Here is a 16,028-nt window from a genome sequence, read left to right as displayed (position 1 = left end):
TTGTACGCGACCCGGCTGATTACGCGGATGTAGGTTTGTGAAAGGAAAGTGAAGGGAGATGGCGCGAGCACGCGGAGAGCGCGTATCCCGATCGGCGTGGCAAGGCGGTTTGCTGGCAGTTTTGCTGGCCGATTCCTGCCGATTCCCGCCGATCGCACCCGCTCGCCTACGCGCGCGAAGGCTGGCACCGAGCGGCGCCAGCCCTGCGCCATCCGCTCAGGATTCCAGCGCGGCGCGCGTGGCCGGGGCGCGGCGGCCCGGCATGAAGTACCACACGGCGGCCAGGGCCTGAATGGCGATGAGCGCACTCCAGACGGCCTGATGGGCGGCGACCGGATAGTGGCCGTCCACGGCGGTCCAGTGTCCGAGCGCGGCGCCGATCGCGATCTGCGTCACGAAGATGCCGACGAAGATCACGAGCGTGAACGTGGTGTTGACGCGCCCGATCATCCGCGAAGGGAAGTATTCGGCGAGGACCGCGTAGGTGAGGATGCCGGTGCCGCCCAGCGCGCCGTAGGCCGCCCAGAGCACGGGCGCGGGCAGCGGCACGCGCGCGGCGAGCAGCGCCTGCACGACCACGAACAGCACCATCGTCACGCCGGAAAAGTGCGCGACGCTCACGCCGCGCCGCTCGAAGCTGCGCGCCAGCGCGCCGAAACCGATATTGCCGACGATGAACGCCGCGCCCAGCACCGAGATGAGCGACGCGGCGCGGCTCGCCACGTCGGTGGTCCCGGCCGGCACGACATCGCGCAGAAACGCGCCGACCCAGAGCGACTGCATCGCGTAGAACACCGTCTGCGTGAGCGCCGAAAACGACGCCGTCTTCCAGAACGCGTGGCTGCGCAGGATGTGCGCGGTGCCCTTGAACTGTTCCAGCACGCTTGCCTGATGATGGGTGTCGCGGGTGCGCGGTCCGCCGATCCAGATGACCGCGGCGATGACGGCCGTGAACACCGCGAGCCCGACGCTCACCGCGCGCCACGGCGCGAACGAGAGCAGCCAGGAGAGCGGCGCACCCACCGCGACGCCGCCCAGTCCGCCGACCGCCATCACGAGGCCGTTGACGAGCGTCAGTTGTGCGACGGGGAAGTGTTGCGCGGTCGCCTTGAACGCGCCGCCGAGGCAGACGGAAACGCCCACGCCCACCAGCAGCCGCCCGAACATCATCGCGCCCATGCTGTGCGAAAGGCCGAAGACGAGCGCGCCCGTCGCCGCGATCAGCATGACGCACGCGGTCACGCGGCGCGGGCCGAAGTGGTCGAGCAGCACGCCCGCGGGAATCTGCGCGCCCGCGAAGCCGAGGAAGTACAGGCTCGTGAGCGTGCCGAGATCGGTCGCGGTGAAGCCCATTTCGTGCGTCAGGAACGGTGCGAAGCCCAGATTGACGCCGCGAAACAGATAGGAAACGAAGTAGCCGAGCGCGAAAACGGCAAAAACGCGCAATCTGAGAGCGGTCATGAGACGAACGGGCGCGTAGACGAAGCGAACGCGGATTGAATGGCTGGGTCACGATTATTGGCGAAAAGCCGGGCGCGAGGCCAGCGAGAGATTTCAGACGCGATTGTGAGTAGAATTTGACGTCATGTCCCGATCGCTCCCTCCCTTGCAGGCCCTGCGCGCGCTAGAAGCGGCGGCGCGGCGGCGCAGTTTCAGCCGCGCCGCGGAAGAATTGCATTTGACGCACAGCGCCGTGAGCCACCATCTGCGCGGGCTCGAAGCGGAACTCGGCGTCGAGCTGTTCCGCCGCGCCGGCGGCCAGATGATCCCGACCGCCGCCGGTGCGCAACTGGCCGACCGCGTGCGCCGCAGTCTCGACGACCTGCGCGACGCGCTCGACGCCACGCGTCCGGGCGTGAGCGGCGTCACGCGCCTCGAACTGAGCGTGATGGCCGATTTCGCCTCGGTCTGGCTGATTCCGCGTCTGGGCGACTTCTACGATCGCCACCCCGACGTCGATCTGTCGATGCGCATGCACGCCGACGTCACGCCGCCCGATCCTTATCCGTTCGATATCGGCATCTGGCATCGCCGCGTCGACGAGCCCGGTTTCCAGATCCGCAAGTTGCTCGACGACCAGGTCGTGGCCGTCTGCAGTCCTGCGCTGCTCGCGCGCTATCCGGATTTCCGCATCGAGGATCTGCCGGGCATGCCGCTGCTGCGCTTCGCGCGGCGTTCGTGGCGCGACTTCTTCGAGGCGGCGGGCGTGGCGGGCACGGAACCCGAGCGCGGCCCGGTCTTCGACGACGCGGGCCTGCTGCTGCAAGCCACGGTGGCCGGGCAGGGCGCGGCCACCGCGCGGCTGCAACTCGCGCGCGACTTCATCGAGCGCGGCGAGCTGGTGCAACTCGGCCAGGTGCGCATTCCCGCTTCGCTCGACTATTACTTCACCTGGCGCGAGGGCCATCCACGCGAAGCCGCGATCCAGCAGTTCTATCGCTGGGTCAAGTCGCAGCTCGCGCGTTGAATACGCGGGTTTTCGTCTGCGAATCAATGCGGGTAAAACCTGTGTCGATACGCGTCAACGCCAGGCGAATGCCATACGTTGTTTGCGATTATGGCCAGGCTATAGCGTCGAAATGGCATGGCAGTATCGCGTGAATGGCGTGGCAATGCACGCACCAAAAGCGCACCAATGCCGCGCCAATACAGCATCGAATAGCGAGCAATAGCGGGCAATAAAGGTTGAAAAGAAACATGCGTGTGCACTATTCATCGCGCATGCACTCTTCAGGCGCATTGTGCGCAATCCTGGTCATGCGCGTTTCGCGGGCCGTATTGCGCCGGCTTTGAAAATACGTAAATACGATTGAATGGCATTCCTTTGAATGTGCGTTGTCCTGGTGTTGTCCTGGCATTCGGGACAGCCCGTCAGAGCGGATTGCAGAGGCATGCCGATTCGTCTGTGGAAATGAAGTCACAGATTAGCCACAGACGGGCCGCGCGCCGACGGTTTCGCATCAAAGTTGAAATAAATGGAGTATCGTTAGTTCCCGATGCCATTGTCGCAGTCAGATCTGCCGCAATGACCGCGTCTGATTCGAAGTGAAAGCGTAGTGCACGGCCCTCGCGGGCTATCAAAAAACTGTGACAACAGGAGAAAACTGCATGAAGGCTATTCAGGCGTTCAAACTGGCGGCCGGCACGATGCTCGTCGCCGCTTCGCTCCACGTGTACGCGCAGGACGCCGCCAGCGCGCCGGCCGCTTCGCCGACCGACGCTGCCCGGGCCCAGATGAAGGACTCGAAGGCGCAATATCGCTCCGCCAAGGCCGCTAACCGTGCGCTCTCGCGCAAGGTGCGCTCGGCGCTCGCGAAGGCCAAGGACATCAGCGTGGCCAACATCACCGTGCGCGCTCGCGATGGCGCCGTGATCCTGCAAGGCACCGTGCCGGAGCAACCGCAGATCGACCGCGCCACGGAAGTGGCCAAGGGCGTGGCCGGCGTGACGTCGGTGAGGAACGCGCTGACGATCCGTCCGGTCGGGACCTGATCCGCTGCACGCGAACGGAATGCATCGCGCGCGTGGGGCGCGGGATGCAGTCCGGTTCAGCTTCGAAACCGCACAGGCTATTCGCGAACCGAATTGCCTGTGCGGTTTTTCTATTGGGCGCGCGCTCCTGAATTCAGGCCTCGACGTAATGCATCTCGGGCGATTGCCCCATCAGCAAAGGCTGATTCGCATCCGCGGCGGCGCGCAGATAATCCCACAGCGACGTGACGCGCCGCAGCTTGCGCAACTCCTCGCGGCTGCATAGCCAGAAACGCCGCGTCACCACGATTTCATCGGGCAGGATCGAGACCAGACGCGGATCGGGCTCGGCCATGAAGCACGGCAGGATCGCCAGCGCGCTGCCTTGCACGGCGGCGTGATATTGCGCGATCACGCTGGTGCTGCACAGATTCGCCTTGACGTTCGGCGCGGCGCGTTCGAGATAGAGCAACTCGTGGCTGAAGGCGAGATCGGCGACATAGCTGATGAACGCGTGATGGCGCAGATCGGCGGCGCTGCGAATCGGTGCATGCCGCGCGAGATAATCAGGTGTCCCATATAAACGCAGGCAGTAGTCGCTGAGCTTCGTGTACACATACTGGCCGCGTTCCGGGCGCTCCAGCATGATGGCCAGATCGGCCTCGCGTTTCGACAGACTCACGAAATGCGGCACCGGCAGCAAATCGATCGACATGTCGGGATGCTGACCTGTAAAGCGCGCAAGTTGCGGCGCCAGAAAAAAGCAGCCGAAACCCTCCGTCGATCCCACCCGAACGTGCCCCGAAAGCGATTGCGCGCCCAGCGCGAATTGCTCGCTCGCCGATTGCACCGTGGTTTCCACCGCGTCCGCGTAGGCGAGCAGGCGCTGTCCCTCGGCGGTCAGCACGAAACCGCCCGCGCGCGACTTGTCGAACAGCACCGTGCCGAGCGCGGCTTCCAGCTCGCGCACGCGTCGCGCCACGGTGGTGTGATCGACGCCCAGGCGCTTCGCCGCGCCGCTCGCGCGCTGCGTGCGCGCCACTTCGAGGAAGTAGCGCAAATCGTCCCAGTTCAATGTCTCCATCTGTCCCGTTGTGTTTTTTTGCATATCGGATGGGCTTTTTCATCTCTATGCCGTGGATATTCGAATAACTATACTCGTTTGCAGGTCGCTGAAAAGACGGCCGCACACAATATGGATGGAGACAAACGATGCACATGCAGTCCACCCCGGATGGGGCGGCAGTGGCCGTTCCCGTTCCAGAACAAAAACGCAGGGCGCGCGATTACCTGATCGCCGGCTGGGCCAGCATGGCCGGCACCACCATCGAGTGGTACGACTTCTTCCTCTACGGCACCGCCGCCGCACTCGTCTTCAACAAGGTTTTCTTTCCCACGCTCGATCCGATCCTCGGCACGCTCGCGGCCTTCGCGACGTATGGCGTGGGCTTCATCGGCCGGCCGATGGGCGGCATCGTGTTCGGTCATTTCGGCGACCGTATCGGGCGCAAGTCGATGCTGCTCGCCACGCTGCTGCTGATGGGCATTCCCAGCATGGCGATCGGCCTGATTCCCTCGTTCCAGAGCATTGGTTACTGGGCCGCGGTGCTGCTCGTCGCCATGCGATTCCTGCAGGGCATGGCCGTGGGCGGCGAATGGGGCGGCGCGGTGCTGATGGCCGTCGAACACGCGCCGCCGGGGCGCAAGGGCTTCTTCGGTTCGCTGCCGCAAACGGGCGTCGGATTCGGGCTGATTCTGTCGTCGATTGCGATGGCGGCTGTCACCGCGCTGCCCGAAGCGGATCTGCTCTCATGGGGCTGGCGCATTCCGTTTCTGGCGAGCATCGCGCTCGTACTGATCGGCTGGGTGATTCGCGTGCGCGTGCCCGAATCGCCCGATTTCGAACGCGTGAAAAAGGAGCGCGTGCCCGTGCAAGCGCCCGTGCTCGAAGTCATGCGACGCCAGCCGCGCGAGCTGCTCCTCATCATCGGCGCGCGCACGGCGGAGAACACGTGGTTCTATCTGGTGGTGGCGTTCGCGCTCGCCTATGCCGCGAATCAGCTCAAGATTCCCAAGGCGCAGATCCTGCACGCGATCACGGCGGGCGCCGTGCTCTCGCTGGCGATGATGCCGTTCTGCGGCTGGCTCAGCGATCGCATCGGACAGAAGCGTCTCTTTCTTGCGGGCCTCGTCGTGATGGCGGCCTTCGCCGCGCCGTTCTTCGCGATGCTCGAAACGCTGCATCCGCTGACCGTGTGGTGGGCGATGGTGCTCGGTGTCGGCGTGGTGTTTCCGATTCTCTATGCGCCCGAATCGCAATTGTTTGCCGCGCAGTTTCCGGCGGAAATCCGCTATAGCGGTATCTCGGTGTCGGTGCAGGTGGCCGGGGTGCTCGGCGGCGGCGTCGCGCCGATGATCGCGACCGCGCTGCTCGCGTGGGGCGGTGGCAATCCGCATTACGTGGTGGCGTATATGGTGGCGCTGGGCGTGATCGCGTTTCTGTGCACGCTGGCCATGCGCTCGCATCACGATTGATCGATATTTCGTATTCCTGTTCATCTGGTTAATCAAGTCGTCACGACCGGATCCGTTTATCTTTTTCGCAGAGAGTGCATCATGAACGCAGTCACCCAGGATTCCAACGCGCAGGTCTCGACCGTCAAGCTGCTGATCGACGGCGAGTTCGTCGAATCGACGAGCCAGGAATGGCGCGACATTGTCAATCCGGCCACGCAGGAGGTGCTGGCGCGCGTGCCGTTCGCGACCGTCGCCGAAGTCGATGCCGCAGTCAGGAGCGCGCAGGCTGCATTCGCCGAATGGAAGAACACGCCGATCGGCGTGCGTCTGCGCATCATGCTCAAATTGCAGGCGCTGATTCGCGAGAACATGTCGCGCATTGCGAAGACGCTCACGGCCGAGCAGGGCAAGACGCTGCCCGATGCCGAAGGCGATATCTTCCGCGGCCTCGAAGTGGTCGAGCACGCCTGTTCGATCGGCACGCTGCAGCAAGGCGGTTTCGCGGAGAACGTGGCGGGCGGCGTGGACACCTACACGCTGCAGCAGCCGATCGGCGTGTGCGCGGGCATCACGCCGTTCAATTTTCCGGCCATGATTCCGCTCTGGATGTTCCCGATGGCGATCGTGTGCGGCAACACCTTCGTGCTCAAGCCGTCCGAACAGGATCCGCTCTCGACCATGCAGCTCGTCGAACTCGCGCTCGAAGCGGGCATTCCGAAGGGCGTGCTCAACGTCGTGCACGGCGGCAAGGAAGTGGTCGACGCGATCTGTTCGCATCCGCTCGTGAAGGCGATTTCGTTCGTCGGCTCGACGGCGGTGGGCACGCATGTGTATCGCCTCGGCAGCGAGCACGGCAAGCGCGTGCAGTCGATGATGGGCGCGAAGAATCACGCCGTCGTGCTGCCCGATGCGAATCGCGAACAGACGCTCAACGCGCTGGCGGGCGCAGCCTTCGGCGCGGCGGGCCAGCGCTGCATGGCGACGTCCGTGGTGGTGCTGGTGGGCGCGGCGCAGCAGTGGGTGCCCGAACTCGTCGAGAAGGCTAAAACGCTCAAGGTGAACGCAGGTCACGAGCCGAAGACCGACGTCGGCCCGGTGGTCTCGCGCGCCGCGAAACAGCGCATTCTCGGGCTGATCGACGCGGGCGTGAAGCAGGGCGCGACGCTCGCGCTCGACGGCCGCGACGTGAAGGTGTCCGGCTACGAAAACGGCAACTTCGTCGGCCCGACGATCTTCACGAACGTGAAGACCGACATGAACATTTACACCCAGGAGATTTTCGGGCCGGTGCTGGTCGTGCTCACGGCGAATACGCTCGACGAGGCGATCGCGCTCGTCAACGCGAATCCGTTCGGCAACGGCGTGGGCCTGTTCACGCAGAGCGGCGCGGCGGCGCGTAAATTCCAGAGCGAAATCGACATCGGCCAGGTCGGCATCAACATTCCGATTCCGGTGCCGGTGCCGTATTTCAGCTTCACGGGTTCGCGCGGCTCGAAGCTCGGCGATCTCGGTCCGTACGGCAAGCAGGTCGTGCAGTTCTACACGCAGACGAAAACCGTCACCGCGCGCTGGTTCGACGACGCGACCGTCAACGACGGCGTGAACACCACGATCAGCCTGCGCTAAACGCGAACGACCAAGGGGGAGATGCTCATGAAAATCGGTTTCATCGGGCTGGGCCATATGGGCGCGCCGATGGCGCTCAATCTGATCAAGGCGGGCCACACGCTCAGCGTGTTCGACCTCAGCGCCGACGCCATGCGCACGCTCGCCGACGCGGGCGCGACGCTGGCGGCTTCGCCGAAAGCGGCCGCCACGGGCGCGGAGTGGGTCATCACCATGCTGCCCGCCGCCGCGCACGTGCGAGCGGTGCTGAGCGGCGAGGACGGCGTGCTGGCGGGCGTCTCGAAGGGCGTGACGATCGTCGATTCGAGCACGATCGATCCGGCCAGCGCGAAGGCCTTCGCGGCGCTTGCACAAGCGAACGGCAACCGCTTCGCCGATGCGCCCGTCTCGGGCGGCACGGGCGGCGCGGTGGCGGGCACGCTGACCTTCATGGTGGGCGGCACGGCCGAGCTGTATGAGAGCGTGAAGCCGGTGCTCTCCGGCATGGGCAAGAACATCGTCCATTGCGGCGAGACCGGCACGGGGCAGGTCGCGAAGCTCTGCAACAACCTCGTGCTCGGCGTGACGATGGCGGGCGTGGCGGAAGCGATGGCGCTCGGCGAGGCGCTCGGCATCGACGCGAAAGTGCTGGGCGGCATCATGAACACGTCGACGGGCCGCTGCTGGAGTTCGGACACGTACAACCCGTTTCCGGGCGTGATCGAGACCGCGCCTTCGTCACGCGGCTATACGGGCGGCTTCGGCACCGATCTGATGCTCAAGGATCTGGGCCTCGCCACCGACGCGGCGAAGCAGGCGCGTCAGCCCGCGTACATGGGCGCGCTCGCGCAGCAGCTTTATCAGGCGATGAGCAGCCACGGCGACGGCAAGCTCGACTTCTCGGCGATCATCAAGCTGTATCGTCACGAAAGCGGCGAGAAGGGCTGACAGCTTCAGCCCCGATTGAAAACGGCGCGTGCCTCGATGGGCTCGCGCCGTTTTTGCGTCGGCGGTGTTTTAATGCGCCTCGATCGCCTTCATGCGCGACTCGATGCGCTTGAGCAGCCGCTTGAACCACGCATCGAGCAGCGCGTTCGACGGCGCGGCGAGCGTCGAGCACGCGAGAATGCGATAGACGTCGTTGCGCGTGAGCTTGGACGGACGCGCGGGATCGAGCCAGTCCTCGTTGTCGACGAGACGTTCGAGCGTTTCGAGGCCGATCAGGATCGGCCACAGGCACGCGAGGCGCAGACGCAGCGACAGACGCGGCAGCGCGAACGTGTAGTCGATGGCCGCGCGGAAATGATCGAGCGCGATGCGCACGAGGCTGAACATCAGCGGACGCGCGCGCGCCGAGGTGCCCGGCTGCATCAGATCGGCGGGCGAGAGCGCCGCCTGCGCCAGCATCGTGGCGGGCAGATAGCAGCGGCCGATGCGCAGATCCTTGCCGCAATCGCGCAGCACGTTCACCATCTGCAGCGCCTTGCCGAAGCGCACGCCGCGCCGGTACATGGTGTCGCGCAGCGCCGGATCGAGCGCGCCGGGCATGTGCATGTAGGTCATCTTCGTCCAGAACTCGCCCACGCAGCCCGCCACCAGATACGTATAGCGGTCGAGTTCGTCCCACGTGCCGAGCGCGGCCACCTGGCCCGAGCGCTCGTCGGGGAAGGTGCGCAGATCGAATTCCATGCCTTCCGTGAGCGTCGTGACGATCTCGCGCGCGGCCGCGCGGTCGTCCTCGTCGAGCTGGTCGAGCACGTCGAGCGCGCCGTCGAGCGATTCGAGCAGCAGCTTTTCGTCCGATTGCGTCTGCTGACCGGCGACTTCGCTGGCGATGCGCTTGAGCGCGTCGCCGGACTGATCGCCGGCCACGCCGCCGGCGTTGCCGTTGACGCGCTCGCGGAACGCCAGCAGCAGCGCGAGACGCTGGGCCGGCGGGATCAGCGAGGTGTCGGCGATGGTGTCGGCGGCGCGCGCGAGCAGGTACGCTTCGCCCACCGGATCGCGCATGCCGACGGGCAGCACGCGCAGCGTGAGGTAGAACGAGCGGGAAACGCCTTTGAGCAACGGCCCGAGCAGGTAGGCCCGGTTAGAATTCTGCATGTCGGTTGGGGCTGGTGAGACTGGACGAGGCTGAATAACGGCAGCCGCATTGTAGCGTGGACGAGGAGGGACCGACCCGGTGACGCCCGAGCGTGCATTCTTCGACCTGCAACTGCGCTTTGCGAGCGAGGCCGCGCCGCGTCTGGGCTTCGCGCTCGAACGCGCGCTGCTCGACTGTACGAATCTCTACGTGCGTTTCGGGGCGGGCCGCGATTTCGACGCGGCCCGGCCGCTGTGGCGCGACTACACGGGCGGCGTGCGCGTCTGCGCCGACTTTCACGCACTCAGCGAATGGACGTGGCGTTTTTATCAGCGCTGTCCCGTGCAGCGCGCCGCGCCCGTCGTGGTGGCCGCGTTCGGCTGCTTTGCGTGGGCGCGCGATCCGCATGGCGGCGCGCGTGTGCATTTCGATCCGCACGCTGCCGCCTCACATACCTCACATGCCGACCATTCCCGTTCTCCGCTCGACGCGCGTGAAGCGCCACGCAGGCGCGATGAATTGCGCGCGCTGGTCGCCCATATGCATTCGCAAGGACTGAATGACGATGCGATGGTGCACGGCACGTCGTGGCTCTATAACGTGCCTGCGTATCGCCGTTTATTTCCCGACGCGTATGTGAATTCGGCGCAGCGCGTCGAGCGTTTGCGCGCGCTCTCGCTCTGGGGGCAATTCATCGATCGATACGGCCGCGTGCGGAATCACGCAGCGGCGGCGCTGCTCGACAACCTCAAAAGCCGCAATCGAATGGAGAACGACAATGAAACGTCGTGCGATTTCTCCACGCTCGCCCAACACTTCCCCTTGCAGGCGCTCGCCGTGCGCGCCCCATTGCGCGTTTTCGACGCACTGAATCACGCGCATCGTTGATCTTCTGTTCAGCTTGTTGTCGGCTTATCGACAGTCGCGGTAATCGTTTTGGTTACAACGTATTTTTCGCCCCTCTTGCCCCATTTCGCGCGACGTAATTTGAAAGGATTGCATTTAGCGCCTTCAAATACAGGCGGAACGTGCGATGCGGCCCGCATGATCGAGATGTAAATCGCCCATCTCTTACGCGGCAATATTGATGAAAGTAATACGCGTAACGCTAAGGGTAATGGCATCGCGGCGCCATCTCTCTACACTCCGCCGATGGTTTTCGTCACGGAGGCGCCGTCTATGTCCACGTCCACGTCACTTGCCATCGACTCGCTGCGCGGTTTCGAACTCACCGCGGATGGCCAGTATCTGATGGTGAACAGTAATCAGCCGGACAGCGTTGCCGTGCACTGTTCGGTCATGCATGAATTGCTGGCCGCGCTTTCCAACGCGATCGGCCGTTCGGAACGCATTCGCCACAAGAGTGCGAGCGTCAAATTCACCATGCCCTGCGAGGCATGGGAGATCGGCCGCGAGTCGGGGGCCGTGCAGCATCTGGTGGTGAGCTTCCGCCTGCCGGGCGGCGCGGAGCTGTCGTTCCGCCTGCACCCGTCGCAAGCCGCGCACATGACTGAAGTGCTCTCGCTCGCGACTGGTCTCGCCAAGCCGCTGCGGCCCGCTTCGATGCGCGTGCAATAGCGCATGGCGGCCGTGCGCCGGCCGCTTCGTCACGTGGCCGCGGCTCCCGCCGCAGCCGTCCTTCTTGCCGCGCGCGCAACGCGGCGTTCCCGTTGGCCTTACTCTCGACCTCCCGCATGACGGTTTCATCTACCACGCGCTACACCCGCGCGCTGACCTTCGCTGGCCTCGGCCTGAGCATGGCGGCCACCGCACACGCCGCGGATCCTTTCGTGGTCCAGGACATTCGCATCGACGGCCTGCAGCGTATCGAACCGGGCACCGTGTTCGCCTACCTGCCGATCAAGCAGGGCGACACCTTCTCCGACGACAAGGCCTCCGACGCAATTCGCGCGCTCTACGCAACGGGCTTCTTCAGCGACGTGCGCATTTCCACCGAAGGGCGCACGGTCGTCGTGCAGGTGCAGGAACGCGCGGCGATCGGCACGATCGACTTCGCGGGCATTCACGAATTCGACAAGGACAATCTGACCAAGGCGCTCAGCGCCGTGGGTCTCTCGCCGGGCCGCAGCTACGACAAGGCGCTCGTCGATCGCGCGGAGCAGGAGCTCAAGCGCCAGTACCTCACGCGCGGCTATTACGCCGCCGAGGTGACGACGACCGTGACGCCGATCGACCGCAATCGCGTCGCGCTGCTGTTCTCGGTGATCGAAGGCCCGAGCGCGAAGATCCGCCAGGTGAACTTCATCGGCAACAACACGTTCAGCGAAAGCACCTTGCGCGACGAGATGCAGCTGTCCACGCCGAACTGGTTTTCCTGGTACACGAAGAACGATCTGTACTCGAAAGACAAGCTCACGGGCGACCTCGAAAACGTGCGTTCGTACTATCTGGACCGCGGCTATCTGGAGTTCAATATCGACTCCACGCAGGTCTCGCTGTCGCCCGACAAGAAGGACATGTATCTGACGATCTCGATACATGAAGGCGAGCCGTACACGATTTCGAGCGTGAAGCTCGCGGGCAATCTGCTCAATCGCGAAGCCGAACTCACCAAGCTCATCGGCGTGAAGAAGGGCCAGCGTTTTTCGGCGCAGAAGCTCAAGGACACGACCAAGGCGCTCGTCGATCATCTCGGCGAATACGGTTACGCATTTGCCACCGTCAATGCCGAGCCGCAGATCGATCAGCAGCATCACACCGTTGCGCTGACGCTGCAGGTCGATCCGAGCCGCCGCGTGTATGTGCGTCACGTGAACATCACCGGCAATACGCGTACGCGCGACGAAGTGATTCGCCGCGAAATGCGCCAGCTCGAAAGCGCGTGGTTCGATTCGAACCGCCTCGCGCTCTCGAAGGACCGCGTGAATCGTCTCGGTTACTTCACCAACGTCGACGTGACGACGGTACCGGTGGAAGGCACGCAGGATCAGGTCGACGTGGACGTGAACGTCACCGAGAAGCCCACCGGCACGATCTCGCTGGGCGTGGGCTACGGCTCGGGCGAAGGCCCGATCATTTCGGCGGGCGTATCGCAGGACAACGTGTTCGGTTCGGGCAACACGCTCTCGCTGAACGTGAATACGGCGAGTACGTACCGCACGCTGTCGGTCACGCAGATCGATCCGTATTTCACGGTCGACGGCATCAAGCGCATTACCGACGTCTATTACCGCACGACCGAGCCGCTTTATTATTCGAGCACGAACGACACGAGTTTCCGTATCGTTTCGTACGGCGCGGATATGAAATTCGGCATTCCGTTCTCCGAAACCGACATGGTGTATTTCGGTCTCGGCATCGAACAGGATCGTCTGGATATCGACTCGACGACGCCGCAGACGTATAAGGATTACGTCGCCGATTTCGGCCGTGTGTCGAACATTATTCCGTTGACGGTGGGCTGGTCGCGCGACAATCGTGACAGCGCGCTGGTGCCGAGCCGCGGTTACTTCGCGCAGGCCAACGCCGAATACGGCACGCCGGCCGGCCTGCAGTACTACAAGGCCGACGCGCAGATGCAGTATTACTACTCGTTCGCACGCGGCTTCGTGCTGGGCCTGAACTTCCAGGGCGGCTACGGTAACGGCATTGGCGGCGCGTACCCGATCTTCAAGAACTACTACGCGGGCGGTATCGGTTCGGTGCGTGGCTACGAGTCGGGCTCGCTCGGTCCGCGCGACGCCAGCACGGGAGACCCGATCGGCGGCTCGAAGATGGTGGTCGGCAATATCGAACTCACGTTCCCGCTGCCGGGCACGGGCTATGACCGCACGCTGCGCGTCTTCACGTTCCTCGACGGCGGTAACGTCTGGGGCACGGAAGGCAACAGCACCGGCGCGAACGGCCTGCGTTACAGCTACGGTGCGGGTCTGGAATGGATCTCGCCGATCGGGCCGCTCAAGCTCGACATCGGCTTCCCGATCGTCAAGCATGCGGGCGATCAGTATCAGAAGTTCCAGTTCCAGATCGGTACGTCGTTCTAAGCGGCGCTCAGATCAGCAACTCGATCGAGTGATACAGGCGGCGCCGCTCCGGGTCCTGCGAGGCCTCCCCGGAGCGGATCGCCGTTTTGAGGCAATCGAGAAAGCATTCCGCGGCAGCCGAGAGCGGCACGCCGCGCCGCGCGACCACGCTCACCACGGTGCGGTCCACTTCTTCCTGTAGCGACAGCGCGCGCAGATTCTCGCGCGCGATGCGCGTCTCCACCAACGGCCACGGAAAAATGCTGGCCATGTCGGTGTGCATGATCAGTCCCATCGCGACGATGAACGAATGCGCGAGGTGCACCGTACGCGGCAGCGGCAGACCATGACGGCGAAACACGTCGTCGGCGATCATTTCCTTGCTGGCCGGATCCCAGTTGAGCAACCATTCGCAATCCTGAAGATCGCGCAATGAATGCGTTTCTTCCAGCGGATGACCCTTGCGCACGACCACGGCCGATTCGGTGGCGAAAATCGGCGTCTGCGTAAATTCCGTATGCAGCGAAGCCGGTCCCGGTTTGCCGAGCGAGAAGTCGAGCGAGCCGTCGCGCAGACGCGGCATCACGATATTGAGCAGCCCCTCGTAGAACTCCAGGTGCATGTCGGGCATGCGCGCGCGAAACAGCGTGACGGCGTCGGGCAGAAACGAGAGCGCGAGCCATGGCGTCACGCCAATCGCGAGTTTGCCGCCGCCGCGGCCGCGTCGCGCGTCGAGTTCGTCCTGGGCGCGCGACATCTGGTGCACGATCGCGCGGGCGTGCACGAGCAGTGCCTGGCCCGCCTCGGTGAAGGCGATGCCGTTCGCGTTGCGCGTCACCAGCGCGATCTGCTGCTCGGCTTCGAGTTCGCGCACGGCCTTGGTGGCCGCGGCGGGCGAAATGCCGAGCGCGCGGGCGGCGGCGCGGATGCTGCCGGTATCGGCCATGGCGACGAGCGCCCGGAACTGATGGAACTTCATGAGGGAAAACCCGAGTGCATACCTCTGGTTGGCGGGCCAACCATTGTAGGGCTGTCGGCGAAAAAGCGGCGTCATTATCCTGAGACTCGAAACGTATCGACCGTACCGAACCGTATCGAAGCAGGAGATTCCGGATGAACACGATGGCGATCCCGCCCGCAATTGCCGCGATCGAAGCAGAAATGATCGCGCTGCGCCACGCAATTCACGCGCACCCCGAACTCGGCTACGAGGAATTCGTGACCGGCGATCTGGTCGCGCAACGGCTCGTCGAGTGGGGCTACGAGGTCCATCGCGGGCTGGGCGGCACGGGCGTGGTGGGCACGCTCAAGGTGGGCGACGGCACGCGCCGTCTGGGCCTGCGCGCCGACATGGATGCGCTGCCGATACACGAAGCCACCGGGCTCGATTACGCGAGCCGCATTCCGGGCAAGATGCACGCGTGCGGTCACGACGGCCACACCGCGATGCTGCTTGCGGCGGCCAAACATCTCGCGCAGTCGCGCAATTTCGACGGCACGCTTCATCTGATCTTTCAACCGGCCGAGGAAGGCCTCGGTGGCGCGAAGCGCATGCTCGACGAAGGACTCTTCGAACGCTTTCCGTGCGACGCCGTGTTCGCGATGCACAACATGCCGGGCTTTCCGACCGGCAAGCTGGGCTTTCGCGCGGGGCCGTTCATGGCGTCCTCGGATACGGTCGTGATCGACATCGACGGGCGCGGCGGCCACGGCGCGGTGCCGCATAAGGCCATCGATCCGGTGGTGGTGTGCGCGAACGTCGTGCTTGCCCTGCAGACCATCGTGTCGCGCAACGTGCCGCCGCTCGAGATGGCGATCGTCACGGTCGGCGCGATTCATGCGGGCGACGCGCCCAACGTGATTCCGCAGACCGCGCAGATGAAACTCTCGGTGCGCGCGCTGCGTCCCGACGTGCGCGATTTGCTGCAGGAACGCATCACCGCGCTCGTGCATGCGCAGGCGAGCGTGTACGGCGCGACGGCGCGCATCGATTATCAGCGTCGCTATCCGGTGCTCGTGAATGATCCGGCCATGACCGCATTCGCGCAGGACGTGGCGCGCGACTGGCTCGGCGAAGACGGTCTGATTCACGACATGGACCCGCTCACGGGCAGCGAAGACTTTGCGTTTCTGCTCGAACACTGCGCAGGCAGCTACCTGATTATCGGCAATGGCGACGGGGAGGGCGGCTGCATGGTTCACAATCCCGGCTACGATTTCAACGACGATTGCCTCGCCACGGGCGCGGCGTATTGGGTGAAGTTGACCGAACGTTTCTTGCAACCGTGATCGCGAATAATTGATTCGGATATCGAACAATTAGAAACTCGAGCGCACCACGCGCTCGAGTCGAGACAGAAGGAGACACA

General features: G+C 64.3%; 13 protein-coding genes. 9 read left to right on the top strand and 4 right to left on the bottom strand.

Annotated elements, in window-relative coordinates:
* Positions 1 to 216: 216 nt before the first annotated feature.
* Positions 217 to 1,461, bottom strand: a complete 1,245-nt coding sequence (locus G3N97_RS02450; RefSeq protein WP_205991747.1) for an MFS transporter — start codon at positions 1,459 to 1,461, stop codon at positions 217 to 219.
* 124 nt (positions 1,462 to 1,585) lie between these two features.
* On the opposite strand from G3N97_RS02450, the gene G3N97_RS02445 reads away from it, so the two are divergent.
* Entirely contained in the window at positions 1,586 to 2,467 is an 882-nt protein-coding gene (locus G3N97_RS02445) for a LysR substrate-binding domain-containing protein (protein ID WP_205991746.1), read from the top strand.
* A gap of 641 nt (positions 2,468 to 3,108) precedes the next feature.
* A complete protein-coding gene (locus G3N97_RS02440; protein WP_205991745.1) occupies positions 3,109 to 3,492 on the top strand; it encodes a BON domain-containing protein in 384 nt (127 codons plus the stop codon).
* A gap of 133 nt (positions 3,493 to 3,625) precedes the next feature.
* On the opposite strand, the gene G3N97_RS02435 is transcribed toward G3N97_RS02440, so the two are convergent.
* Complete coding sequence (locus tag G3N97_RS02435; RefSeq protein ID WP_205991744.1) at positions 3,626 to 4,579, bottom strand: LysR family transcriptional regulator; 954 nt, start codon at positions 4,577 to 4,579, stop codon at positions 3,626 to 3,628.
* A gap of 104 nt (positions 4,580 to 4,683) precedes the next feature.
* Between G3N97_RS02435 and G3N97_RS02430 the strand changes: the two genes are divergently transcribed.
* The 3 genes from G3N97_RS02430 (at position 4,684) to mmsB (ending at position 8,541) form a co-directional block, all read left to right on the top strand.
* On the top strand, positions 4,684 to 6,006 hold the full coding sequence (locus G3N97_RS02430; protein ID WP_205991743.1) for an MFS transporter: 1,323 nt from the start codon (positions 4,684 to 4,686) through the stop codon (positions 6,004 to 6,006).
* A gap of 81 nt (positions 6,007 to 6,087) precedes the next feature.
* Entirely contained in the window at positions 6,088 to 7,614 is a 1,527-nt protein-coding gene (locus G3N97_RS02425; protein ID WP_205991742.1) for a CoA-acylating methylmalonate-semialdehyde dehydrogenase, read from the top strand.
* Between the two features lie 27 nt (positions 7,615 to 7,641).
* Positions 7,642 to 8,541 carry a 3-hydroxyisobutyrate dehydrogenase gene (gene mmsB, locus G3N97_RS02420; protein ID WP_205991741.1) on the top strand — a complete coding sequence of 300 codons (900 nt, stop codon included), beginning with the start codon at positions 7,642 to 7,644 and terminating at the stop codon, positions 8,539 to 8,541.
* A gap of 69 nt (positions 8,542 to 8,610) precedes the next feature.
* Here the strand turns inward: mmsB and G3N97_RS02415 are convergent, their stop codons facing one another.
* A complete protein-coding gene (locus G3N97_RS02415) occupies positions 8,611 to 9,696 on the bottom strand; it encodes a squalene/phytoene synthase family protein (RefSeq protein ID WP_205991740.1) in 1,086 nt (361 codons plus the stop codon).
* Between the two features lie 79 nt (positions 9,697 to 9,775).
* Between G3N97_RS02415 and G3N97_RS02410 the strand changes: the two genes are divergently transcribed.
* The 3 genes from G3N97_RS02410 to bamA all read left to right on the top strand — a co-directional run bounded on the left by G3N97_RS02410 (position 9,776) and on the right by bamA (position 13,680).
* Entirely contained in the window at positions 9,776 to 10,564 is a 789-nt protein-coding gene (locus tag G3N97_RS02410) for a hypothetical protein (RefSeq protein ID WP_205991739.1), read from the top strand.
* Between the two features lie 291 nt (positions 10,565 to 10,855).
* Entirely contained in the window at positions 10,856 to 11,254 is a 399-nt protein-coding gene (locus tag G3N97_RS02405; protein ID WP_065065970.1) for a hypothetical protein, read from the top strand.
* A 179-nt stretch (positions 11,255 to 11,433) separates the two neighbouring features.
* Positions 11,434 to 13,680, top strand: coding sequence for an outer membrane protein assembly factor BamA (gene bamA, locus G3N97_RS02400; protein WP_241030339.1), 2,247 nt, complete (start codon positions 11,434 to 11,436; stop codon positions 13,678 to 13,680).
* 7 nt (positions 13,681 to 13,687) lie between these two features.
* On the opposite strand, the gene G3N97_RS02395 is transcribed toward bamA, so the two are convergent.
* On the bottom strand, positions 13,688 to 14,638 hold the full coding sequence (locus tag G3N97_RS02395; RefSeq protein ID WP_065065919.1) for a LysR substrate-binding domain-containing protein: 951 nt from the start codon (positions 14,636 to 14,638) through the stop codon (positions 13,688 to 13,690).
* A gap of 134 nt (positions 14,639 to 14,772) precedes the next feature.
* On the opposite strand from G3N97_RS02395, the gene G3N97_RS02390 reads away from it, so the two are divergent.
* Complete coding sequence (locus G3N97_RS02390) at positions 14,773 to 15,948, top strand: M20 aminoacylase family protein (RefSeq protein ID WP_205991737.1); 1,176 nt, start codon at positions 14,773 to 14,775, stop codon at positions 15,946 to 15,948.
* The last annotated feature ends 80 nt before the right edge of the window (positions 15,949 to 16,028 follow it).

It is taken from the genome of Paraburkholderia sp. Ac-20347 (genome assembly GCF_017104805.1).
Taxonomy (GTDB): Bacteria; Pseudomonadota; Gammaproteobacteria; order Burkholderiales; family Burkholderiaceae; genus Paraburkholderia; species Paraburkholderia tropica.
This window is presented reverse-complemented; position numbering and strand designations above follow the sequence as displayed.